Source organism: Actinoplanes sp. NPDC051537 (assembly GCF_055586105.1).
Genome location: NZ_JBVJIU010000012.1, coordinates 192,826 through 215,220, shown reverse-complemented (window position 1 = coordinate 215,220; position 22,395 = coordinate 192,826). Strand labels below are relative to the sequence as shown.

Here is a 22,395-nt window from a genome sequence, read left to right as displayed (position 1 = left end):
ATGAGTACTCGCACCGCGTCCCGACCGATTGAGGCCACCATGATCGACCCGTCGCTGGGTCTGCCGACCATCTCGATGGCGGTACCGATGCCGGGGTTCCCGGCACATCGGGAGTTCGTCCTGGTGCGGCTCAACGAAGACGGACTGCTCTACGCCTTCACGTCCATCCAGGACCCGGAGCTCCGGTTCCTGGTGGCCCCGCCGGAGCCGTTCTTCCCGGACTACGCCCCGGAGATCGAGGACGAGGTCTTCGCGGCGCTGAACACGTCGGACCCCGACCGTCTGCTGCTCATGACGGTCATCACCGCCGGCGTCGACGAGACCACGGCCAACCTGATGGCGCCGATCGTTCTCGACCGGGACACCATGCGGGCCATGCAGGTCGTGCTCAGCGGCTCCGGGTACCCGGTCCGCGCGATCATGCACCGGACCTACTGACGTCTCGTCGCCGGCGCGGCCGGGATGGTTACGACCGCGCCCCTCGCGATGCTGTCCGTCCACGGATGGAGGAGGGCACCGGATGCTTGTGCTGACCCGGCGGGCCGGCGAGAGCGTGATGATCGGCAATGACGTGATCATCACCGTGCTCGAGGCTCGCGGCGATGTCATCCGACTGGGCATCCAGGCCCCGCGCGACGTGCAGGTCCATCGTGAGGAAGTGTTCCGGGAATTGCAGGCGGCCAACCGCGAGGCGGCCTCGCCCACCGAAGATGCGGTCCGGGCGGTGTCCGAGATGCTGCAGACGCCGGAGGAGTGAGGACCCGTTCCTCCCCTCCGGCGTGGTGGCCACCGGCAAAAAACTACCGCGCCCGGCCGACCGGAACGGGTTCCGTCGTGGCGCAGAACGGTTGCAGGGGGACACATGTCGCGACTGGCGGAGCTCGGCATCGCCAAACGCCTGACGCTCATCGTGGTGACCGGCGCCGTCGCGCTCGCCGCCCTGGCCCTCATCACGGTGGCCAGCCAGAAACAACTCAGCAAGCAGAGCGCCACCGTGGCGGGCCTCGAGGCCGGCCTGGCCGCGCTCAACCACCTGGACACCCGGCAGAGCGAGCTCAAGGTCGACGCCTACCGCGCCGCCCTCGGCCAGGACGTCACGCAGGACGTCGCCGATGACGTGCAGTCGTCGACCGACGCCGCCGACGCCGCCGACGCCGTGGTCGCCGCCGGTCTGCCCGCCGCGCTGGCCGCGAAGTTCGCCGGCTACCGCCCGGACTTCGTGTCGTTCAGCGACTTCATCACCTCGTTCGCGGCCGACGCCAAGAAGAGCGCGTCCTCGGTGCGGCCCCGGCTCGGCGAGATCGCCGACCGGAACCACGCGACCGACGACGAGCTCGGCGGCCTGGTCGACGAGGTGACCGCGGCCGTCGCCACCGAGCGGACCGACATGCGCGCCACCGTGCGCTCCACCCGCTGGACGGTGCTCGGCGTGGCCGCGGCCGGTCTGATCCTGCTGGTCGCCCTGGCGGTGCCGATGGCCCGTTCGATCCTCGTGCCGGTGCGCCGGCTCGGCCGCGTGATCGAGCAGCTGGCCGCCGGTGATCTCACCGCGCGCAGCGGCATCGTCAGCCGCGACGAGGTCGGCCGGATGGCCACCGGGCTGGACTCCGCGCTCGAGTCGATCCATCAGTCGTTGCGGACCATCGGCAAGGACGCGGACGAGCTGGCCAGCGCGGCCGGCGAGATGTCCGCGGTCGCGGCGCAGATCGCCGCGGCGGCCGGCGACACCGACCGGCAGACCGCGTCGGCCTCGGCCGAGGCCGAGGAGATCTCCCGCAACGTGCAGTCGGTGGCGGCCGGCTCCGAGCAGATGGGCCTGTCGATCCGGGAGATCTCCCGGAACACCAGCGAGGCCGCGCAGATCGCCGCCGTGGCGGTCGCCGAGGCGGCCCGGGCCACCGAGACGATCCGGCAGCTCGGCGCCTCGTCCGAGGAGATCGGCAACGTGATCAAGCTGATCACCTCGATCGCCGAGCAGACCAACCTGCTCGCGCTGAACGCGACCATCGAGGCGGCCCGCGCCGGCGAGATGGGCAAGGGCTTCGCCGTGGTCGCCTCCGAGGTCAAGGACCTGGCCCAGGAGACGGCGAAGGCGACCGAGGACATCGGGACCCGGGTCACCGCGATCCAGCAGGACACCGGCGGCGCGGTCGAGGTCATCTCCCGCATCTCCGACGTGATCGCGCAGATCAACGACTTCCAGACCACGATCGCCTCGGCCGTCGAGCAGCAGACGGCCACCACCGGCGAGATGAGCCGCAGCATCGCCGAGGTGGCGAACGGCTCGGCCCGGATCGCCGGGAACATCTCCGACGTGGCGGCCGCGAGCGCCACCGCGGTGCAGGGCGTCGAGCAGACCCGGCAGGCCTCGGACGAGGTCGCCCGCACGGCCGATGACCTGCGCGGACTCGTCGGCGCGTTCCGTCTCTGAAGGCGGCGAGCGGCACCCGGACTGCACCGCCTACGGACCGAGTCGTCAACACCGCACCCGCACTCTGTGTCAGGACGGGATGAGCTCGTCGACTGGACGCCGGGGAGCAATAGTGGGCGCAGGGCTGGAATCGGTGATCGGCGGCGCGCTGGACCTGACGATCGACGCGCACGTGCACACGGGCTTCGCGGCCGGGCGGGACAGCGTCGGCGTGATCGTGTCGGCCGCCGACCAGGCCGGCCTCACCGCGGTCACCTTCGCCGACCAGGTCGGGCCCGAGACGTCGTGGCTGTCCGCGTACGCCGACGCCGTCCGCCGCGCCCGCCGCCGCACCGAGATGACCCTGCGCGTCGCCGCCGAGGTCGAGGTCGTGCAGCCGGACGGCTGGCTGGCCCTGCCCGCCGACCTCGGCCACCTCGAGAACATCTCGGTTGCCGTCTCCCGGCTGCCGCTGGCCGGCGAGCTTTACGACGCCCGCGACCTCCGCGCCATGCTCGGCACCGGTGAGCTCACCGCCGAGCGGGTCGCCGAGGGCCTGATCACCGCCACCGTGCGTGGCCTCGAGCGCGCCTCCCGCTACGCGCCCACCCAGCTCGCCCGCCCGCTCAGCCTGCTCGCCCAGGTCGGCCTCGACGACGCCGCGATCACCCCGGACCTCCTCGAGGCGCTCGCCGCCGCCTGCCGGGAAAACGGCACGGTCGTCGAGATCAGCGAGGCCTGGCGCTGCCCGTCGCCCCGGATCGCGGCGATGCTGCGCGCGGCGCAGGTGACGCTGGTGCCCGCGAGTGACGCCCGGTACGCGGCCGAGGTCGGCCGCTGGCAGTACCTGCGCCGCGTCTGACCGAAACTGAACACGAGCAGTAGTCGTCTCCGTACGCTCGATCATGCCGGGTTTACCTTCCGAGCATGGGAGACAAGCGATGAGTATGGTTCAGCAGGCCATCGAGGTGAGTGCACCGCTGCACACGGTGTACGAGCAGCTCGCCGCGTTCGAGAACTACCCACGGTTCATGAACGGAGTCCGCGAGGTCACCCCGATCGGCGCCGATCAGACGCACTGGATCATGGATGTCGACGGTAAGCGCCGCGAGTTCGACGCGCAGATCACCGAGCGCTCCCTCGACGAGCGGGTCTCGTGGTCCACGATGGAGGGACCGCTGCTCGCCGAGACGCTCACGCTGCGGCCGCTGGGCGAGACCAAGACCCAGGTCGTCGCGCAGCTCGAGGCGGACATCGCCTTCCTGATGCCGAGCGACCGGCACGGGCAGGCCTCGCTGACCAGGCGGCTCAAGGAAGACCTGACCACGTTCAAGGGCCTGGTCGAGAGCGGCGTGCTGGGCGGTCATCCCAAGCCGGTCGCCAGCCGGCCGTCGCCGAAGCGCCCGACCGCCGGCGCGAGCTCGAAGCGCCTCGCCGCCCTCGCCAACAACCCCGCCGCGAGCCCGGCCGCGGTCGCCGCCCGCATCCGCAACCGCAACCCGCATCCGGGCGCGGGCTGGGGCACGAGCGCGGCCGAGCAGAGCAACGCCAGCACGGTGAGCCTGCCCCGGCACGATCTCGCGGCGTCGACCATGGGCACCAATGTGGACATCACCACCGCGCCCGGCATCACCAGCGAGCACGACCTGGACGAGGTGCTGGCGCCGGGACGCCGGATCGCGAAGATCGGCCCGATCAGCGGCGGCGCGGCCGGCAGCGCGCCGATGGGCGGTCGCACCAGCCCGAAGGACACCTGGGGCGACGGCATGATCAACGAAGAGGATCGCGGGTCCCACGACCGTTAGAAGGATGCCTCCAGCGTCACGATGAGGCGCGCGCCACGCGGCTCGGCCCGCTCGTAGCGGACCGAGCCGCCGTTCGCTTCGACCAGGTGCCGCACGATGAACAGGCCGAGGCCGGCGCCGCGCATGAATCGCCCGAACAGGCCGGGCACCAGCTCCTCCGGAATGCCCGGCCCGCTGTCCTGCACGACCAGCTCGACCTGATCGGCCACCCGCCGGGCACTGATCCGCACCGGCGGGTCCCCGTACGCGAACGCGTTGCTCAGCAGGTTCTGCACCACCACCGACAGATGCCCGCGATCGACCAGCACGGCGAAGTCGTCGACGTCGACCTCGAGCTCCTCGTCGAGGGGCACCACCTCGATCAGTGGCACCGGCGCCCGCCGTGCGGTGACCGACCCCATGTCCAGCCGGAACAGCAGCTGGAGGTCGTTCATCATCTTGATCAGCCGCTGCGTGTTCTTGTCGATCTTCGTGGCGAGCTCGAGCCGTATGTCGTCGGGCAGGTCGTCCCAGTCGGCCCGGAGCAGCTCGGCGAGGCTGGCGATCGAGCTGATCGGCTGGGCCACGTCGTGGGTGAGCATCGAGGTCAGGTCGTTCTTGAAGGCGAGCGCGGCCTCGAGCCGCGCGTTCGCCTCGCGCAGCGACGTGTTCTGCTCGCCGAGCGAGTCCTCGGCCCGCTTCCGGTCGGCGATGTCGACGTACGTCGCCACGTAGGCCCGCGGGTCGCCCTCCGCGTCCGGGATGGTCGCCATGGTCGCGAGCACCGGCACCGACGTCCCGTCGACCCGCGGCATGAGCCAGTCGCCCCCACCGGCCGGCGGCAGCGGTGGCGGGTCGAGGCGGATCGGCTCGTCCGGCCCGTGCCCGGTGAGCTCCCGCCAGCGCCGGTTCACGTCGATCACCCGGTGGTTGGCGTCGAGCACCATGACGGCCTCGTTCATCGACTGGAGCAGGGTGGCCGCGAACTCCTGGCGGTCGTTCAGCTCGTCGACGAGCCGGCGCTGCGCGTCGTCGGCGCCGTCCAGCGTGCGTACGAGATAGCCGGCCAGCCCGAGCAGGGTGAGCGCGGCGAGCACCGCGCCGGTGCTGATCGCGGCGGCCGGCCGGCCCAGCCCGGTGCGCGCCGCGAACGCGCTGACCAGGGCGGCGACGGCGGGCACGGCGATCAGCACGGGAAGCATCCGGCGCACCGTCGTGCCCGGGCGGGCGGTGGTCTCGGCCGTGCGCAGCGGGCCGGTCTCGGGCCGGGCCAGGATGGCGCCGAGCGCGAGGGCCAGCAGCGCGCCGGCCGCGACCGGGGCCATCACGCCACCGGGACCGCGCCCGGCCGGAAAGGTCGGATCGAACATCCGGGGGACCAGCGCCACCAGCGCGATGATGGCGGCGCCGGCGACCAGCGGGTCGGCGACCCGGAGGCGGGTGCGGGCGACCCGGACATCGAGGCAGGCCAGGCCGAGCCCGGCGAGCAGCGTGGCGGCGCCGTCGGCCGGGTGGCGGCCGAGCGCGGCGGCGCCGACGGCGGCGGCGGTCAGGGCGAGCAGCAGGGCGAGGACGCGGACGATCCGGCCGGCGATCGGCGCCGCCGGAAGCACCTGCAGCAGCAGCGCGAGTCCGGCCGGAACGAGCGCGGCCGCCGGCTCGAGAGCCGGCGGCGCGCCTGAAGCCGAATGAGGCAAAGTCGCGGTGCCGACGACGGCGACCGCGACTCCGGCGCCCCCGGCGATCAGCCGGGAGAGCCTACCCACATCATGCGCCGCGATACGCACATATTTCCCCTCTGATAAGAGGAAATGAGCATAACGCGGCCTTTTATGTAAAAGCGGCTACTTGCCCGCCCACTCGAAGCCGTCCTCGAGCACGACGCTCTCGGCGACCCGGACGATGTCGTCGCGGTGACGGTTGGCGTGGTGGCCACAGAAAGCCAGCTCGCCCCCACTGGTCAGGGTGACGACCAGCTTCGCGGCCGCGCTGCATCGGTCGCAGCGGTCGGTCAGCGACGCAGCAGTGGTGATCTCGGGCGACAGCAGGCTGGTCATATCGCTCTCCTTGCTCGGTGGCGGTGTGCAGCGGTACAGCGGGTAGATCGGCCCTCCGATGCACAGCCTTAGCTCTTTCCTCCCGGCGTTCCGGGCCGTCCGCGCAGGGCGGAAACCTTGCACCCGGGCTACACCGTCATGGATCCCGGTCCGGCAGTTCGGCCACCCCACCATTTCCCTCAGCCGCCTTCGGCATGCCTGATCACCCCGGTGAGAAGGCCGAAGCGAACCGAGAGGAAACACCAGCTTGCGCATCGACACCGGCCGTCTCGCCACTCGCCTCACGCTGCTCACCGGCGCCGCCGCGGCCACGCTCTGTGGTTTCGCGGGCGCCGCCATGGCCGCTCAGCCCGTGGCGCCGACCGGCGTCATCCTCGACGCCGGCTCCGCCGACGCGATCGCCAACAGCTACATCGTGGTGCTCGAGCCGGGCGCGGAGGGCGTCGGCCCGGCGTCGGATCAACTGCTTCGGCGGTACGGCGGGAAGGTCGCCACCACGTACGCGGCCGTCCGTGGTTTCCACGCCACGATGACCGCGCCGCAGGCCGCCCGTCTCGCCGCCGACCCCACGGTCCGCTACGTCGAGCAGGACGCCACCGTCGCCGCCGCCGCCACCGCCGGCACGCCGACCTGGGGCCTGGACCGGATCGACCAGCGCGCGCTGCCGCTGTCGAAGTCGTACACCGCTCCCTCGGCCGCGGGCGTCACCGCGTACGTCATCGACAGCGGGATCCGGATCACGCACAAGGAGTTCGGCGGCCGGGCCTCGAGCGGCTGGGACTTCGTGGACGACGACGCGAACGCCGACGACTGCAAGGGACACGGCACGCACGTCGCCGGCACGATCGGCGGCGCCACCTACGGCGTGGCCAAGAACGTCAAGCTGGTCTCGGTGCGGGTGCTCGACTGCAAGGGCAGCGGCTCGTACTCGTCGATCATGGCGGGCGTCGACTGGGTGACCAAGCACGCCGCGAAGCCGGCCGTCGCCAACATGAGCCTCGGCGGTAGCACGAGCAACAGCAAGGCCCTCGACGAGGCGGTCAAGCGGTCGATCGCGGCCGGCGTGACCTACGTGGTGGCGGCCGGCAACGACAACCGGGACGCGTGCAAGCAGACCCCGGCCCACATCGATGAGGCGATCACCGTCGGCGCGACCGACAACAAGGACGCCCGCGGGTCGTTCTCGAACTACGGGTCCTGCCTCGACCTCTTCGCGCCCGGTGTCGGGATCGTCTCGGCCGGCGCTTCGTCGAACACGGCCACGCAGACGATGAGCGGCACCTCGATGGCGAGCCCGCACGTGGCCGGCGCCGCGGCGCTGGTCCTCGCGACCCACCCGGCCTGGACCCCGGTCCAGGTCCGCGACGACCTGGTCGGCCACGCCGGCGCGGGCCTGGTGCGCAGCCCCGGCGGCGGTTCGCCGAACAAGCTGCTCTACACCGGCTACCTCACCGGCGTCAGCGCTACCAACGCCCACTGAGCTGGGACAACGGGATTTCGCGAAGGCCGGTTGGTGCAACCGTGCGCCGATAGCGTGAATCGGGAACCTCGACGCGCACCCAGGAGGACCCCATGTCGCAGACGCCCGACGCGGAGAACCGGCCCACCGTCCTCGTCGTCGACGACGAGGAGGACCTGCGCGACATCATGCGACGCATGCTGGAACGGCGCGGTTTCACGACCCTGATCGCCGGCGACTCCCAACAGGCCATCGCGGTCTGCCGGGACCACCCCGGTGAGATCGACATTCTGGTCACCGACCTCGGCCTGCCCGGGGTCTCCGGCGGGGAGCTCTCGCAGGCCGCGACCGAGCTCCGGCCCGGCATGCGAGTCGTCTACATCTCCGGCCTGCCCAAGGAGATGGCCGTCGCCGACGGCCTGATCGAGCAGGACTCGCTGCTGGTCAAGAAGCCGTTCAGCACCGAGTTGCTGATCGACGCGCTGCGCTCGGTTCTCGCCGAGCGCGCCGCGCCGTAGTTCGCACACCGAAGAGCGCCGCCGTCACCTGACGGCGGCGCTTTTTTGTGCCCGGCGACCGTCCACATCGTCCGCACCCCATCTGCTCCCGTGCATATACCAAGGCGGCACCTGCCCCGGCCGACCTTGGAGGCACAACACCGGAACAACATGTGCGGGGGTAAACAAGTGGGGGCCAGAAGGACAGCGATCGGGGCGGCGGCGATCGGGGCGGCGGTGAGCGCCGGCTTCGTGATCTCGGGATCGGCGGACGCGGCGACCGCGCCGTCCATCCGCACTGTCTTCGCCGGGGATGACGCGTACGTCTCGAGCACGCGCACCACGACGAACTTCGGTGCGGCGAACCAGCTCGTGGTCGGCGCCGCCGGCGGCGAGACCAGCACGTCCTTTGTGAAGTTCACGACCGGCTCGTTCCCGGCCGGGTCGACCCTCTCCAACGCCCGGCTGATCCTGCCCTACGACGGAACGCCGGTCGAGTCGCGGGTGAGCGTCTTCCCGGTCACCGGGGACTGGAGCGAGGGCACGATCACCGGCGCGAAGCAGCCGGCGATCGGCGCCACGGCGGTCGGCTCGGCGGTGCCGAAGGCGGCCGACCAGACCGTGACGATCGATCTGTCCACGGTGGTCACCCAGGCCGGGACGTACGCGTTCGCGCTGCGCTCGGCGTCGACCAGCGCGGTGACGCGGTTCCAGTCGGCCGAGTCGAGCACGCAGGGTGGCCCGCGTCTGGTCGTGAACTACACGGCGGCCGCTCCTACGACCAGTCCCACGACGGCCAGTCCGACGACGGCGCCGACCAAGGCGCCGACGACGACCGCTCCCACGACCGCGCCGACGACGAAGCCCGCGTCCTGTGAGACCGGCGCCCTGCTGGTGCCGAACTGCGGCGTGCTCTGGGGCGCGGCCGCCGGCGGCTTCACCGACACGCCGCGGGACACCGCGCTCAAGGACTGGGAGACCCTCACCGGCCGCACGTCGACGATCTACCACACGTACCACAAGGGCGACGAGAAGTTCCCGACCAAGGCCGAGATCGCGATGACGCAGGACAAGGCGCACCCGCGGGTCCTGCTGCTCAACTGGAAGGTCGCCTACAACACGACCTGGGCCAAGGTCGCGGCCGGTCAGCAGGACGCGCGCATCGACGCCTGGGCCGCCTACGTGAAGGCCAACTACACCCAGAAGTTCTTCCTGGCCCTGCACCACGAGCCGGAGAACGACGTCAACGCCACCGCCGGCTCGGGCATGACCGGCAAGGACTACGCGGCCATGTACCGGCACGTGATCCTGCGCCTGCGCGCCGACGGCGTGACCAACGCGATCAACGTGCTCGCCTACATGGGCAACGAGAAGTGGATGGCGCAGTCCTGGTGGAAGGACATCTACCCGGGTGACGACGTCGTCGACTGGGTCGGCCTCGACTCGTACGTCAGCGTCGAGAAGAACTACTACCACTACGGCGACTTCGGCAGCCTGCTCGACCGGCAGCCGACCGGCGGCGGCCTCGGCTTCTACGACTGGTCGGTCACCAACCACCCGAACAAGCCGATCATGGTGGCCGAGTGGGGCATGTACCACCGCCTCGCGTACCCGACCAGCAAGGCGGCCGCCTTCGGCACCGTCGTCGCCCAGCTCGAGAAGCACCCGAAGGTCAAGGCCGTCGTCTACTTCGACACCGCGTCCGACAACTCCGGCGACCGCAACATCGCCGTGAACTCAACCGCCGACAGCCTCACCGCGTTCCGCCAGGTCGCGGTGTCGCCGATCTTCAACGTCGCGCTGAAGAACTAAGTCGCGCCGAAGAACTGAAGAGCTTTACTCACCCCCTGGGGTCGGGCCGGTCCGCTGCGGAGGACCGGCCCGACCTTTATCCGCGTCCGGGCCAGGGGAGAGTCAGCTCGCCCAGCCGCCACCGCGACGGCCCGCCGAGCACCGGCCGGCCCTCGTCGCGCAGCCGCCGGCAGGTCGCGATCCAGCGCTGCCGCGGCCCGAACGGGGTGGCCTCGGTCTCCCAGGCCCGGCCCAGCGCCTGCAACAGCTCGTGGATCGGCTCGCCCTCGACGTTGCGATGGATCAGCGCCTTGGGCAGCCGCTCGGCGAAGACCGCCGGATGGTCCAGATCGGACAGCCGGGCCGAGAAGGTCAGCGTCTCCGGTTCGCCGTTTTCGACCACCGCCCAAGTGGCGATCCGGCCCAGCTCGTCGCACGTGCCCTCGACCAGCAGCGCGCCGGTCGCGGTCATCTGCCGCCAGGCCGGGGCCACCTCGTCCTCCGCGTACTGCCGCAGCACGTTGAACGCGCGCACCACGACCGGGCGCAGGCCGGCCAGCTCGAAGCCGCCGCGGCGAAAGCCGAGAAGGGGGGCAGCTGCGTACGGCTGGGCTGCTTCGACGCGTACGGGATCAATTTCCAGACCCACCACCGCGACATCCGCTCGCACCGCTCCCACCAGGCGGTTGTGCAGTTCGACGGCCGTGACCGGCGTCGCCCCGTAGCCGAGATCGATCACCAGCGGCCGGTCGGCTTCCCGCAAAAGGCGACCGCAGCGGTACGCGATGAAGTTGTCCACGCGACGCAACCGGTTCGGGTTCGTGGTTCCCCGGGTGATCGCGCCGATGGGCTTGGTCAACTACTTCTCCCGGTGCACCTTGTGCTGGGCGGCCTGGGCGATCGGGCGCACCACCAGCTGGTCGATGTTGACGTGCTGGGGGCGGGTGGCGACCCAGGCGATGCAGTCCGCGATGTCGTCGGCGGTCAGCGGCTCCTTGACGCCCTCGTAGATCGCGTCGGCCTTGGCCTGGTCGCCGCCGAAGCGCTTGAGCGAGAACTCGTCGGTGCGCACCATGCCCGGGTCGATCTCGATGACCCGCACCGGCTTGCCCGACAGCTCCAGCCGCAACGTCCCGACCAGCGCCTTCTGGGCGTGCTTGGCCGCCGCGTATCCGCCGCCGCCCTCGTAGACCACGAACGCCGCGGTCGAGCCCACCGTCACGATCGTCCCGGCGCCACTGGCCTCGAGGGCCGGCAGCAGCGCCTTGGTCATCCGGAGCGTGCCGAGCACGTTCACGTCGTACATCCACTGCCAGCCGTCGACGTCGCCGGCCGCCACCGGGTCGAGCCCCTGGGCGCCGCCCGCGTTGTTGACCAGCAGCGTGACGTTCTTCTCGAGAGCCTCGACCGTGCGGGCCAGGCTCGCGACCGACGCGTCGTCGGTCACGTCGCACTCGACCGCCGTGGCGTTCTCCGGCCCGATCTCCTTGACCAGCTCGGCCAGCCGGTCGGCGCGACGGGCGGCCGCGACGACGTGGAAACCCTCCCGGGCCAGGCGGCGGGCCGTGGCCGCGCCGATGCCGCTGGAGGCGCCCGTCACCACTGCGATGTTCTGCATGCCCCCATCCTTCCCGGGGTGATGACTTGAGTCACCCGGGGGTGCCTGCATGGTGGTTGCACGCGCAAGTACGGGGAAGATTGACAAGGACGTAACAAGTGGACGTTACGTTTGACCGCTTCGGGAGGAAATATCGTGGTTGACTGGCCGACCCCGCGGCGCATCGCCACCCTTTCGGTGCATACATCCCCCCTGGAACAGCCCGGTACCGGCGACGCCGGCGGCATGAACGTCTACATCGTCGAGGTGTCGAAGCGGCTGGCCCGCCTCGGCGTCGAGGTGGAGATCTTCACCCGGGCCACCCGCAGCGAGCTGCCCCCGGTCGTCGAGATGGCGCCCGGCGTGACCGTCCGGCACGTCAGCGCCGGCCCGTTCGAAGGCCTCGCCAAGGAGGAGTTGCCCTCACAGTTGTGCGCGTTCGCCAGCGGCGTCCTGCGTGCCGAGGCCGCGCACCCGCCGGGCCGATACGACCTGATCCACTCGCACTACTGGCTCTCCGGGCAGGTGGGCTGGCTGGCGCGCGAACGCTGGGGCGTGCCGCACGTGCACACCGCGCACACGCTCGCCAAGGTCAAGAACAGGCTGATCGCGGCCGGCGACCGTCCCGAGCCCAAGGCCCGGGTGATCGGCGAGGAACAGGTGATCGCCGAGTCGGACCGCCTGGTGGCGAACACCCGCTTCGAGGCGCAGGACCTGGTGGCCTCCTACGACGCGCCGCCGTCGCGGACCGAGGTCGTGCAGCCGGGCGTGGATCTCGATCGCTTCCGCCCCGGGTCGGTTGACCGCGGCTTTGATCGCGGCCGTCTTGGGCTGCCGTCTTCCGGGCGAATTGTCGCCTTCGTCGGCCGCATCCAGCCGCTCAAGGCGCCGGACGTGCTGATCGCGGCGCTGCCGTTCCTGCGCGATCCCGACACGACGCTGGTGATCTGCGGCGGGCCGAGCGGGAGCGGTCTCGACCGGCCGTCGGCGCTGATCGAGCTGGCGGCCTCGCTCGGCGTCACCGACCGGGTCATGTTCCTGCCGCCGCAGACCGGGGACGACCTGGCGGCGCTGTATCGGTGCGCCGACCTGGTGGCGGTGCCGTCGTACAACGAGTCGTTCGGGCTGGTCGCGCTGGAGGCGCAGGCGTGCGGGACGCCGGTGGTGGCGGCGGCGGTCGGCGGGCTGGTCACGGCGGTGCGGGACGGGGTCAGCGGCTTGCTGGTGGACGGTCATGATCCGCGGGACTGGGCGCACGCGCTGGACTCGCTGCTCGCGGCGCCGCGGCTGCGGGCCGCGCTGTCCGAGGGGGCGGTCGCGCACGCGGCAAGCTTCTCCTGGGACCGTACGGCCGAGGGTTTGTTACGGGTCTACCGTGAGGCCGTGATCCAGCACCGGGCAATGATCGCGGCGCGGTTGGAGGCGTACGCGTGGTAAACGTTCTTCTGGAGCGGGTGCTGACCGAGCGTGACCTCGAGTGGGACAAAACCGGCGATTCATCCTATGTGGTGACTCTTCCGGGCAGTCACAAGCTCAAGACCGCGTGCAATTTGATCGTGGGTTCGCACGCGTTGCGCATCGAGGCGTTCGTGATGCGCCAGCCGGACGAAAACCGCGAGCAGCTGTGGGCCTGGCTACTGCGGCGAAATGCCCGGATGTACGGCGTCTCGTTCTCGATCGACGCCGCCGGCGACATCTACTTGACCGGCCGCGTGTCCCTGAACGCCCTCGACGAGGACGAGCTGGACCGCCTGCTGGGCGCCGTGCTCACCTACGCCGACGAGTCCTTCGACACGATGCTGGAAATCGGCTTCGGCTCGTCGATCCGCCGAGAGTGGGAGTGGCGAGTGAAGCGCGGCGAGTCGGTCGCCAATCTGCAGGCTTTCAAGCATCTGGCTCCGCCGAGTTCGTAGGCTTCGCCGGGTCTTCAGCCTCCCGTGCATCCCGGCCTTTCACGCATCCGGCCCGGCCGCGTCTCCTGGCCTTCCATGCAACTGGCCCGGGCGGGTCTCCTGGCCTCCCGTGCATCCAGCCCGGCCGGGTCGCTCGCGGGTTTGCCATGCACTCGGCCCGGCGAATCTCCCAAGGCCGATTCCCGCTTATTGCCCGGATTGCCCCGGTAGATTGCCCCATCGACCCGAGATCAAGAGATTGATAGAGTCACACGCATAATCATGCGGTTGCGTGATTCCGAAAATCTCTGATGAACGCCGGGTGTACTCCGCCCCGCATTACACCTCTCGCCGAGGGGATGAGGGCCCAGAGGTGCTATGGGTCACTCCGCCGATCGGCCATTTGTCGGTGACTGTGACGGTCCAGACAGATGGCAGACAGCCAACTGGCTTGTAAGCCTTGACCGGCCCAACTAGCGTAATCAATGGACGCCGAACCGTTAGTTCGGGGAACGGGTGATCAGCAATGATCACCGCGGTCGGCGTTTGGGGACGGGTGGCATATGCCGTTGGGGGACGGCGCGACCCGAGACCGGCGGTTAGTGCGGGCGACGCCTATGGGGATGGGCGTCGTCCGCCGCCGCCGGTGCATTGTTTCCGGGCCGTTTTAGCCCCTGCTTCCTGCGCCGCCGCGCCTCTCGCGCCGCCCGCCTCGTGCGCCCAGCGCATCCCGCACCGGCTGACTCTCTCGCCCAGCGCCACGTCGCGCACGTGCCTTCCGCGTCGATTACCGGGCGGTCGCCCCGCATCTGCCGCTTCGCCCATGCCTGGGTCCTCGCGCCGGCTTCCTCGCGCCGCCTTCCTCGCGCCGCCTTCCTCGCGCCGGCTGCGGCTGCGTGCTTGCCTCGTCGCCCACGTCGACCTCGGGCTCGCTGCGCGCCTGCGGCTCGGCGCTTGCCGCCCTCGCGCCGCCGCCCTCGCGCCGCCGTCTCGCGCCCGCCGCGCCCGCGGCGACGTGCTTGCCGCGTCGCCCATGTCGACCCCCGGGCTCACCGCACCTGCGGCCCGATACCTGTCGCGTTGCGCGCCTGTCGCGTTGCGCGCCTGTCGCGTTGCGCGCCTGCCGCGTCGCGCGCCCGCCGCGTCGCGCGCCCGCCGCGTCGCGCGCCTGCGGCCTCGCGCCTGCCACACGTCGCCCACGGCGGCCTCCTCGCGGCCCGCAGCGCGCCTGCCCCTAGCGCCCGCGCCGCACACCCGCCAGCCGCGCGACCCCCTCACCCAGGCGACCAGCTCTTGCCAACAGCCCTGCGCCCGAACCCGCGCCCCCGCATTCAGGTCCCCAAATCCGACTCCGGAACCCCACGCTCCCGATGCGGCTAGCTTGGTGTCTCCCCCAGGGGGAGAGTCAAGGCCTCAACGGCTCGCCGCATCAGGCAACGCCGTAGCAGCCGTCTCCGCGCGGATCGATGTCACGTGCCGTTCGCGGCTTGGGCCCGCCACGAGGTGCAACGCCGCCGCCGCGAGGCCTACGCCGGCCACGATTGCCCAATGGGCGCTGCCGAGATACTGCAAGCCCGCCCCGCCCACAGCCGGCGCCAGGAACGACGCGGCTGGGTAGGTCAGATAGAACACCGCCTGGTAGCGGCCCCGCAGGGCGGGTGGTGCCAGCTCTGAGTTGATCTCGGCGTTGGGGGGAGCGGCGAGCATGCTGCCCACGGTCCAGATCGCGGCGGCGGCCAAATAGGCCGGTAGGCGGTCGGCGACGATCAGCACGGCGAAGCCGGCCGCCATTGCCGCCTGGGCCACGGCCAGGACGCGGGCCTTGCGGTGGCGGTCGATCAGCCGGGGCACGAAGAGCTGGCCGATCACGATCAGGGCGCCGCCCAAGGCCGTCACCGTGCCGTACGCCGAAGGGCTCAGGCCGTCCTCGCGCATCGCCAGCGGGACGATCGTGCTCGTCTGCGTGTAGAGCAGCGCCTGCAGCAGGGTGAGGCCGGCGAAGACGAGGAAGATCCGGTCGGTCAGGACGGTTCGCAGGCCGCGTACGGGCGCATCCGCCACGTGGGCCCTCGCCGGGAGCGTCTCCGGCAGCTTCAACGCGAACACCAGGCCGGCGATCAGCGAGGACACGCCGTCGAGGAGGAACAGCCCGACGTAGCTCCACTCGGCCAGCAAGCCGGCGACCAGCGACGCGCCGGCGGTGCCGATGTTGAAGGCCCAGAACTCCAGGTTGAAGGCGCGGGAACGGCGCGCGGCGGGGACCATGTCGGTGATCGCGGCGACGAACGCCGGGCCGGGCATCGACTGCGCCAGGCCCAGCAGCGCGCACAGCGCGGCGATCGCGCGGAGGTCGGTGGCCAGCGCGAGCGATCCGAGCACCACGGCGCAGGCCAGGTGGGACCAGACCAGCGTGCGCCGGCGACCCCATCGGTCGGTCAGCACGCCGCCGGCCAGGGTGCCGATCACCCCGCCTATGCCGTACGTCCCGACGACCAACCCGGCGAGGGCGGGGCTCGCCCCACGCTGTGCCGTCAGGTAGAGCGACAGGAACAGGACGGCGAAACCACCGACCCGGTTGATCAGCAGGCCGCCCCAGAGGTACCAGTACGTCGCGGGCAGTCCGCCGGCCGTGTCCCGGAGCCAGCCGCGCACCGTACCCCCGATTAAGAAAGCTTCTTAACGATTCACCGTGGAGGCTACCCGAAGTCAGGAAAGCCGCGCGGGGTCGTCGGCCACCGGCTCGGCCACCATCGGCGGCAGCGCGATCGGCGCCTCAGCAGGCCCGGCGACACGGGAGTCGGGAGCGGCGCGGGCGACGGCAGAGCCGGGCGCGGCGGAAAGAGAGGTGGGCGCGGCGGAAAGAGTGGTGGGCGCGGCGGACAGAGAGGTGGGCGCGCCGGCCGCGGCCGGGGTGAGCACCGCCGGCGTGGCCAACAGCTGCGTGATCCGGCGCTCCCGCCGCGGTCCGGTAACCAGATGACCGACCGCAACCAGCGCGCAAACCCCGAAACACCCCATCCACAGCGCGGCATCGCCGAGGTGCTCCTGGGTGAAACCGCCCAAAATCGGGGCCAACGCCGTCCCGGCCGACCAGTTCAGCGAGTTCAGCCCCTGGTAGCGCCCCCGCAACGTGGGCGGCGACAGCGCCGCGACCGTAGCCGCGTTCGACGGCGACTGGAGCATCTCGCCGAGCGTCCAGATCACCACGGTCAGCGCGAAGAACCAGGCCGCATCGGCTAACGCGACCAGCCCGAACCCCACCCCGATGACCAGCGCCGCCAGGGCCAGCACGCGCGAGCGGTCGAACCCCTCGATCAGCCGCGGCACGAACAGCTGCCCGAGCACGATCAGCACCCCGTTGACGGCGATCACCCAGCCGTACGTCGCGGCCGACAACCCGTCGGCCGTCATCGCGATCGGCAGCGTGGAGAGGTGCTGCATCATCACCATCACCGAGCCGAGGCTGATGACGAGATAGATCACGTACGTCCGATCGCGCAATGCCGTAAGCAGGCCACCCGACGCAACATGCGAATGTCCGGAATGAGAATGAGTGGCCGCCGGGCGCGTCTCCGCCAGGAAGATCAGGCTGATCACGGCGGTGACCAGGGTGGTGCCCGCGTCGACGACGAACAGCAGCAGGTAATCGGCCTTGGCGGCGAGCCCGGCGCCGACCGCGGACAGCGCGAACCCGAGGTTGATGGCCCAGTAGTTGAGCGAGTAGGCCCGGACCCGATCACGGTCCGGCACCACGTCCACCATCATGGCCGAGAAGGCCGGCCGCACCGCCTCGGTGACCACACCCAGGAAAAAGGTCACGCTCAGGATCTGCCAATAGGCGTACGAGAAACCGAGCGTGAGCATCAACGCAGCCGCACCGAATTGCGCCGTGAGCATCGTCGGCCGCCGGCCCCATCGGTCGGCCAGCACCCCGCCGACCGTCGTGCCGATCGCCCCGCCGACGCCGTAGAGGCCGATCACGAGGCCGGCCTGGCTCTGCGTGAAGTGCCTCTCACCGGTCAGGTAGATGGCCATGAAGATCACTACGAACGAGCCGAGACGGTTGATCAGCGTGCCGACCCAGAGGAACCAGAACTGCCTGGGCAAACCACCCGTGGCCTGCTGAAACCAACCGTGCACGTCGCCTCCGGAGTAAGTGCTGTTCATGCATGTCGCACTTACAACCTAGGTGCCGGGGCAAGCGAGTTTCCACGTGGTGGTCGCCACTGGACCTCTGCGCCCGCGCGGATCACGCCTGCGGCAGGATGGAGGCCATGACAGGGACTTTGGTGCTGCTGCGACACGGCAACAGCGAGTGGAACGCCAAGAACCTCTTCACCGGCTGGGTCGACGTCGACCTCGACGCCAAGGGCGAGGACGAGGCCCGGCGCGGCGGCGAGCTGCTGAAGGAGCACGGTGTCCTGCCGGACGTCGTGCACACCAGCGTCCTGCGCCGCGCGATCCGGACCAGCGAGATCGCGCTGCACATCGCCGACCGGCACTGGATTCCGGTGAAGCGGTCGTGGCGGCTCAACGAGCGTCACTACGGCGCTCTGCAGGGCAAGGACAAGAAGCAGACCCTGGAGGCGTACGGCGAGGAGCAGTTCATGCTCTGGCGACGGTCCTACGACGTGCCGCCGCCGCCGATCGAGGCCGACTCCGAGTTCGCGCAGTTCGGTGACCCGCGCTACGCGACCCTCCCGCCCGAGATCATGCCCAAGGCGGAGTGCCTCAAGGACGTGCTCGAGCGCGCGCTGCCGTACTGGTACGACGCGATCGTGCCCGACCTCGCCGCCGGAAAGACGGTGCTGGTCGCGGCCCACGGCAACTCGCTGCGCGCGATCGTGAAGCACCTCGACGGCGTCTCCGACGAGTCGATCGCGAAGCTGAACATCCCGACCGGCTTCCCGCTGCGCTACGACCTCGACGAGGCCTACCGCCCCACCAACCCGGGCGGCACCTACCTCGACCCCGAGGCGGCCAAGGAGGCGGCCGCCGCGGTCGCCAACCAGGGCCGGTAACTCGCCGGAGACAAGCGAAGGCCGGGACGCCCCCGTGGCGTCCCGGCCTTCGTCGTGACCCGGCGAGCGCGAGGCTCAGCTCGGGTCGCTCACCGGCTCACCGGTGATCAGGTAGACCAGCTGCTCGCCCACGTTCACGGCGTGGTCGGCGTACCGCTCGTAGAAGCGGCCCAGCAGCGCGCCGTCGATCGCGGTCTCCGCGCCGTACGGCCAGTCGTCGTCGAGCAGCACCTGGAACAGCCGCCGCTCGAGGTTGTCCATCTCGTCGTCCGCGGACTCGAGCCGGGCCGCCTGCTCGGCGTCGGGCTTGCCGAGCAGGGTCGCGATCTGCTCCGCCATCTGGTCGGCCACCTCGGCCATGCCCTTGAAAACCTCGCGCAGCTCGGCCGGGACGGCCGGCGACGGGTGCCGCCGCTTCGCCGTCTTGGCCACGTGCTCGGCCAGGTCGCCCATCCGCTCGAGGTCGGCCGAGATGTGCAGGGCGGTGATCACCATCCGCAGGTCGCCGGCGACCGGCGCCTGCCGCGCGATGGTGTCGGCCACCTTCGCCTCGACCTGCCCGTAGATCGTGTCGACCTCGACGTCCCGCTCGATGACCGACTCGGCGGCCTTGAGGTCGGCGGTGAGCAGCGCCGTGGTCGCCTTGCGCATGGCGGCGCGGACGGCCTCCGCCATGGTTACCAGCAGGCGGCTGACCTCGTTGAGATCTGCCTGGAACTCCTCGCGCATGTCCTCGTCCCGGGGGTGTCGGGGTCGCGCCGTTTGCCAGGTCGCGACCTTTGTTGATGCCTAACCTAGGTCGGCCCGACTTCGTCAACGTGAACACCGATGAACGACGCCGGGCGCAGTGGTGAACATTATTCGACGCGCGCCCGGTATGTCCGGTTCAACGTAGGAGCCAGGTAAACAATGACCCTACGATCGCTGCGTGGACTTGGTGTACAGCATCCTCCTCGCCCTCGTCGCGCTCGTGGCCGGCGCGGTCGGGGGCTCGCTGTACTCCCGCGCCCGCAGGTCGCCGGAGCAGGCCGGCATCACCGGCCCCCGGTCGGACGAGGGGGGACCCACCATCGAAACGGACGACGAGCCGCAAGCCGGCAAGCACGGCATGAAGGGGCTCGGCCGTAAGAGCCTCGACTCGCTGCGCGTCGGCGTGGTGGTTCTCGACGTCGACGATCACCCGGTGCTGGTCAACCCGGCCGCCCGCGCCATGGGTCTGCTGCGCTCGGGTGGCGCGCCCGGCACCATCGCGGCGCACCCCATACTCCGTACGCTCGCCGGTCAGGTCCGACGCACCGGCGTTCGCCGCGAGGTGGAGCTCGACCTGCCGCGAGGTCGCGCCGGGGGCGCCCACGCCCCGCTCGGCCTGCACCTTCGCGCGGTCGCGCTCAATGCGACGCATGTGGCGATCGAGGCGGCCGACGTCACCGAGGCGCACCGGCTGGCCCGGGTCCGCCGCGACTTCGTGGCGAACGTGAGCCACGAGCTGAAGACCCCGATCGGCGCGCTCCAGCTGCTGGCCGAGGCGCTGCTGGACGCCACCGAGATCTCCGCGAGCGCCGTCCGGCCCGACGACGAGCAGTCCGAGGACCTCGTCGCCGCGCGCCGCTTCGCCGAGCGGATCCACCACGAGTCGGCCCGGATGGGCCGGCTGGTCAACGAGCTGCTCGAGCTGACCCGCCTTCAGGGCGCCGAGCCGCTGCCCACGCCCGAGCCGGTCGCGGTCGACTGGGTGATCGCCGAGGTCGTCGACCGCACCCGCACGACGGCGTCGGCGAAGAGCATCGAGGTCACCTACACCGGCCCCAAGGGCGCGATGGTGTACGGCAGCGACAGTCAGGTGGCGACCGCGGTGACCAACCTCGTCGAGAACGCGATCGCGTACTCGGGTGAGGACACCAAGGTGATGCTCACTCTGCGTCAGGACGAGGACTGGGTCGAGATCGACGTCGAGGACCAGGGCATCGGCATCGCCCCGCACGACGTCGACCGGATCTTCGAGCGGTTCTACCGGGCTGATCAGGCCCGATCCCGCTCGACCGGCGGCACCGGTCTCGGCCTGGCCATCGTCAAGCACATCGCCACCAACCACGGCGGGCGGGTCGACGTGACCAGCACGCTCGGCGACGGCTCGACGTTCACCCTGCGCCTACCGGCGCGACCCCCCGAAGCCCCTTTGCCGTTACCGGCGGCAATTGAGATCGAGTCCGGTGCGGCCGGGCGCTAGCTCCCGGAGTACGGAAGATGGAAGGAACCACTTTGGCCCGCGTGCTCGTGGTCGAGGATGAGGAGTCGTTCTCCGACGCCCTGTCGTACATGCTGCGCAAGGAGGGCTTCGAGGTGTCGGTCGCACCGACCGGGACCTCGGCACTCACGCAGTTCGACCGGACCGGCGCCGACATCGTCCTGCTCGACCTCATGCTTCCGGAGATGTCCGGCACCGAGGTCTGCCGTCAGCTGCGTCAGCGGTCGGCCGTCCCGATCATCATGGTCACCGCCCGGGACAGCGAGATCGACAAGGTCGTCGGCCTGGAGATCGGCGCCGACGACTACGTCACCAAGCCGTACTCGCCCCGCGAGCTGGTCGCCCGCATCCGCGCCGTGCTGCGCCGTCAGGGCACCGAGGCGGCCGAGGTCTCGACCCCGACGCTCGCCGCCGGCCCGGTCCGGATGGACGTCGAGCGCCACGTCGTGACCGTCGACGGCGCCGGGGTGCAGCTGCCGCTCAAGGAGTTCGAGCTGCTCGAGCTGCTGCTGCGCAACGCCGGCCGGGTGCTGACCCGCGGCCAGCTGATCGACCGCGTCTGGGGCGCCGACTACGTCGGCGACACGAAGACCCTCGACGTCCACGTGAAGCGCCTGCGCTCCAAGGTGGAGCCCGAGCCGTCCGCCCCGCGCTACATCGTCACGGTGCGCGGTCTCGGCTACAAGTTCGAGCCGTAGGCCGTCAGGCGTCCCTCGGGGTGGCCGGCTCGCGGCCGCCCCGGGTCTTCGGCCGGCCGGCCGCCACGGTGGCCGGGTGGATCGCGATCAGGCCGGACTTCTCGCGGGCGGCGCACAGCTCGGCCAGCTTCTCGTAGGCGGCCTTGCCGACCAGCGCCGCCAGCTCCGGGCCGTAACTGATGTACATCGGGTCGCTGCCGACGTGGGCCTCGGGCGAGGACGTGCACCACCAGTCGAGGTCGGCGCCGCCCGCACCCCAGCCTCGGCGGTCGAACTCGGTCAGGGTGGACTGCAGGACCTTGGTGCCGTCGGGGCGCTTGATCCAATCCTGCTCGCGGCGGACCGGGAGCTGCCAGCACACGTCGGGCTTGTAAACCAGCGGGTGTACGCCGTCGCGCAGCGCCTGGGCGTGCAGGGCGCAACCGCCACCGCCGCCGAACCCCGCGTCGTTCAGGAAGACGCAGGGGCCGTCCTCGGTGCGGATCGCGGTGCGGCGAGCGGGGTTCGAGCCGTCGACCGTGTCCATCTCGGTGTAGTTCTTGAAGCCCTTGCGGTAGTGCTGCCACGTCTCGGGGGTGAGCTTGGCCGCCGCGGCCTTGACCCGGTTCTCGTCGTCGGCGTCGGTGAAGAACGCGCCGTGCGTGCAGCAACCCTCGTGCGCCCGGCCGGCCACGATGCCGTGGCAGGCCGACCCGAAGACGCACGTCCAGCGGGACAGCAGCCAGGTGAGGTCGGCGCGGATGAGGTGCTGCTCGTCGTCCGGGTCGAGAAACTCGATCCACTCGCGAGGGAAATCGAGGCCTACCTCGGCGGGGATTTGGTCACGGCGGGTCACTTGCGTCAGCGTACGCGTGCAGGTGACTAATGCCGCGTCGCCGCCCGGTATGACCGCATATACCCGGCCGTGTAGAGGGTGCGTGCGACAAACGGGTCTACCCTTTACC

Annotated in this window: 21 protein-coding genes; 13 read left to right on the top strand and 8 right to left on the bottom strand. The window is 70.7% G+C overall.

All coding sequences use genetic code 11. The features are described 5' to 3' along the window. Nucleotides 1-39: 39 nt before the first annotated feature. The 5 genes from fliW (at nucleotide 40) to ACZ6TB_RS29040 (ending at nucleotide 4,215) form a co-directional block, all read left to right on the top strand. The gene (gene fliW, locus ACZ6TB_RS29060) at nucleotides 40-438 is read left to right on the top strand and encodes a flagellar assembly protein FliW (protein ID WP_465558978.1); all 399 of its coding nucleotides are present in this window, start codon (nucleotides 40-42) and stop codon (nucleotides 436-438) included. Nucleotides 439-520: 82 nt separating this feature from the next. Beyond that, the gene (gene csrA / locus ACZ6TB_RS29055; protein ID WP_433298464.1) at nucleotides 521-757 is read left to right on the top strand and encodes a carbon storage regulator CsrA; all 237 of its coding nucleotides are present in this window, start codon (nucleotides 521-523) and stop codon (nucleotides 755-757) included. A 105-nt stretch (nucleotides 758-862) separates the two neighbouring features. Continuing rightward, the gene (locus ACZ6TB_RS29050) at nucleotides 863-2,431 is read left to right on the top strand and encodes a methyl-accepting chemotaxis protein (RefSeq protein WP_465558976.1); all 1,569 of its coding nucleotides are present in this window, start codon (nucleotides 863-865) and stop codon (nucleotides 2,429-2,431) included. Nucleotides 2,432-2,543: 112 nt separating this feature from the next. Continuing rightward, nucleotides 2,544-3,272: a hydrolase gene (locus ACZ6TB_RS29045; RefSeq protein WP_465558974.1), complete on the top strand. Its 729-nt coding sequence runs from the start codon at nucleotides 2,544-2,546 to the stop codon at nucleotides 3,270-3,272. Nucleotides 3,273-3,351: 79 nt separating this feature from the next. Next, nucleotides 3,352-4,215, top strand: coding sequence for an SRPBCC family protein (locus ACZ6TB_RS29040; RefSeq protein WP_465558972.1), 864 nt, complete (start codon nucleotides 3,352-3,354; stop codon nucleotides 4,213-4,215). Here the strand turns inward: ACZ6TB_RS29040 and ACZ6TB_RS29035 are convergent. Both ACZ6TB_RS29035 and ACZ6TB_RS29030 read right to left on the bottom strand, forming a co-directional pair. Next, nucleotides 4,212-5,981: a sensor histidine kinase gene (locus ACZ6TB_RS29035; protein ID WP_465558970.1), complete on the bottom strand. Its 1,770-nt coding sequence runs from the start codon at nucleotides 5,979-5,981 to the stop codon at nucleotides 4,212-4,214. The two genes, ACZ6TB_RS29040 and ACZ6TB_RS29035, sit on opposite strands and share 4 nt — an antisense overlap. A 57-nt stretch (nucleotides 5,982-6,038) precedes the next feature. After that, the gene (locus ACZ6TB_RS29030) at nucleotides 6,039-6,251 is read right to left on the bottom strand and encodes a DUF7455 domain-containing protein (protein ID WP_465558968.1); all 213 of its coding nucleotides are present in this window, start codon (nucleotides 6,249-6,251) and stop codon (nucleotides 6,039-6,041) included. Between the two features lie 247 nt (nucleotides 6,252-6,498). Between ACZ6TB_RS29030 and ACZ6TB_RS29025 the strand changes: the two genes are divergently transcribed. The 3 genes from ACZ6TB_RS29025 to ACZ6TB_RS29015 all read left to right on the top strand — a co-directional run bounded on the left by ACZ6TB_RS29025 (nucleotide 6,499) and on the right by ACZ6TB_RS29015 (nucleotide 10,019). Next, nucleotides 6,499-7,731: a S8 family peptidase gene (locus ACZ6TB_RS29025; RefSeq protein ID WP_465558966.1), complete on the top strand. Its 1,233-nt coding sequence runs from the start codon at nucleotides 6,499-6,501 to the stop codon at nucleotides 7,729-7,731. A 92-nt stretch (nucleotides 7,732-7,823) separates the two neighbouring features. Further along, complete coding sequence (locus ACZ6TB_RS29020) at nucleotides 7,824-8,228, top strand: response regulator (RefSeq protein ID WP_465558964.1); 405 nt, start codon at nucleotides 7,824-7,826, stop codon at nucleotides 8,226-8,228. Nucleotides 8,229-8,396: 168 nt separating this feature from the next. After that, entirely contained in the window at nucleotides 8,397-10,019 is a 1,623-nt protein-coding gene (locus ACZ6TB_RS29015; RefSeq protein WP_465558962.1) for a CBM96 family carbohydrate-binding protein, read from the top strand. Between the two features lie 76 nt (nucleotides 10,020-10,095). On the opposite strand, the gene ACZ6TB_RS29010 is transcribed toward ACZ6TB_RS29015, so the two are convergent. Next, complete coding sequence (locus ACZ6TB_RS29010) at nucleotides 10,096-10,857, bottom strand: class I SAM-dependent methyltransferase (protein ID WP_465558960.1); 762 nt, start codon at nucleotides 10,855-10,857, stop codon at nucleotides 10,096-10,098. After that, nucleotides 10,858-11,616 (bottom strand): SDR family oxidoreductase, encoded by a 759-nt coding sequence (locus ACZ6TB_RS29005; protein ID WP_465558959.1) that lies wholly within the window; start codon nucleotides 11,614-11,616, stop codon nucleotides 10,858-10,860. Between the two features lie 111 nt (nucleotides 11,617-11,727). On the opposite strand from ACZ6TB_RS29005, the gene mshA reads away from it, so the two are divergent. Beyond that, a complete protein-coding gene (gene mshA, locus ACZ6TB_RS29000) occupies nucleotides 11,728-13,032 on the top strand; it encodes a D-inositol-3-phosphate glycosyltransferase (RefSeq protein ID WP_465558957.1) in 1,305 nt (434 codons plus the stop codon). After that, nucleotides 13,026-13,508, top strand: a complete 483-nt coding sequence (locus tag ACZ6TB_RS28995) for a type III secretion system chaperone family protein (protein ID WP_465558955.1) — start codon at nucleotides 13,026-13,028, stop codon at nucleotides 13,506-13,508. Before mshA ends, ACZ6TB_RS28995 begins: the two co-directional genes overlap by 7 nt. A 1,392-nt stretch (nucleotides 13,509-14,900) precedes the next feature. On the opposite strand, the gene ACZ6TB_RS28990 is transcribed toward ACZ6TB_RS28995, so the two are convergent. Together ACZ6TB_RS28990 and ACZ6TB_RS28985 are read right to left on the bottom strand one after the other, a co-directional pair. Next, nucleotides 14,901-16,139 (bottom strand): MFS transporter, encoded by a 1,239-nt coding sequence (locus ACZ6TB_RS28990; RefSeq protein ID WP_465558953.1) that lies wholly within the window; start codon nucleotides 16,137-16,139, stop codon nucleotides 14,901-14,903. Between the two features lie 54 nt (nucleotides 16,140-16,193). Further along, the gene (locus ACZ6TB_RS28985) at nucleotides 16,194-17,654 is read right to left on the bottom strand and encodes an MDR family MFS transporter (RefSeq protein ID WP_465558952.1); all 1,461 of its coding nucleotides are present in this window, start codon (nucleotides 17,652-17,654) and stop codon (nucleotides 16,194-16,196) included. Between the two features lie 107 nt (nucleotides 17,655-17,761). Here ACZ6TB_RS28985 and ACZ6TB_RS28980 point away from each other — a divergent pair, with 107 nt between their 5' ends. Further along, nucleotides 17,762-18,508 carry a phosphoglyceromutase gene (locus ACZ6TB_RS28980; protein WP_465558950.1) on the top strand — a complete coding sequence of 249 codons (747 nt, stop codon included), beginning with the start codon at nucleotides 17,762-17,764 and terminating at the stop codon, nucleotides 18,506-18,508. Nucleotides 18,509-18,583: 75 nt separating this feature from the next. Here ACZ6TB_RS28980 and phoU read toward each other — a convergent pair whose 3' ends face one another. Further along, the gene (gene phoU, locus ACZ6TB_RS28975; protein WP_465558948.1) at nucleotides 18,584-19,237 is read right to left on the bottom strand and encodes a phosphate signaling complex protein PhoU; all 654 of its coding nucleotides are present in this window, start codon (nucleotides 19,235-19,237) and stop codon (nucleotides 18,584-18,586) included. A 199-nt stretch (nucleotides 19,238-19,436) separates the two neighbouring features. On the opposite strand from phoU, the gene ACZ6TB_RS28970 reads away from it, so the two are divergent. Further along, the gene (locus tag ACZ6TB_RS28970) at nucleotides 19,437-20,735 is read left to right on the top strand and encodes a sensor histidine kinase (protein ID WP_465558946.1); all 1,299 of its coding nucleotides are present in this window, start codon (nucleotides 19,437-19,439) and stop codon (nucleotides 20,733-20,735) included. A 32-nt stretch (nucleotides 20,736-20,767) separates the two neighbouring features. Then, nucleotides 20,768-21,451, top strand: coding sequence for a response regulator transcription factor (locus tag ACZ6TB_RS28965; RefSeq protein WP_020512993.1), 684 nt, complete (start codon nucleotides 20,768-20,770; stop codon nucleotides 21,449-21,451). A gap of 4 nt (nucleotides 21,452-21,455) precedes the next feature. On the opposite strand, the gene ACZ6TB_RS28960 is transcribed toward ACZ6TB_RS28965, so the two are convergent. Beyond that, on the bottom strand, nucleotides 21,456-22,286 hold the full coding sequence (locus ACZ6TB_RS28960; RefSeq protein WP_465558944.1) for a DUF3109 family protein: 831 nt from the start codon (nucleotides 22,284-22,286) through the stop codon (nucleotides 21,456-21,458). Between the last annotated feature and the right edge of the window lie 109 nt (nucleotides 22,287-22,395).

Bases quoted from the DNA above. Each gene is read 5' to 3' on its own strand.
- ACZ6TB_RS29050 (WP_465558976.1), top strand. From the start codon at position 863: ATGTCGCGACTGGCGGAGCTCGGCATCGCCAAACGCCTGACGCTCATC.
- csrA (WP_433298464.1), top strand. From the start codon at position 521: ATGCTTGTGCTGACCCGGCGGGCCGGCGAGAGCGTGATGATCGGCAAT.
- ACZ6TB_RS29030 (WP_465558968.1), bottom strand. From the start codon at position 6,251: ATGACCAGCCTGCTGTCGCCCGAGATCACCACTGCTGCGTCGCTGACC.
- phoU (WP_465558948.1), bottom strand. From the start codon at position 19,237: ATGCGCGAGGAGTTCCAGGCAGATCTCAACGAGGTCAGCCGCCTGCTG.
- ACZ6TB_RS29020 (WP_465558964.1), top strand. From the start codon at position 7,824: ATGTCGCAGACGCCCGACGCGGAGAACCGGCCCACCGTCCTCGTCGTC.
- ACZ6TB_RS29005 (WP_465558959.1), bottom strand. From the start codon at position 11,616: ATGCAGAACATCGCAGTGGTGACGGGCGCCTCCAGCGGCATCGGCGCG.
- ACZ6TB_RS28985 (WP_465558952.1), bottom strand. From the start codon at position 17,654: ATGAACAGCACTTACTCCGGAGGCGACGTGCACGGTTGGTTTCAGCAG.
- ACZ6TB_RS28980 (WP_465558950.1), top strand. From the start codon at position 17,762: ATGACAGGGACTTTGGTGCTGCTGCGACACGGCAACAGCGAGTGGAAC.
- fliW (WP_465558978.1), top strand. From the start codon at position 40: ATGATCGACCCGTCGCTGGGTCTGCCGACCATCTCGATGGCGGTACCG.
- ACZ6TB_RS29040 (WP_465558972.1), top strand. From the start codon at position 3,352: ATGAGTATGGTTCAGCAGGCCATCGAGGTGAGTGCACCGCTGCACACG.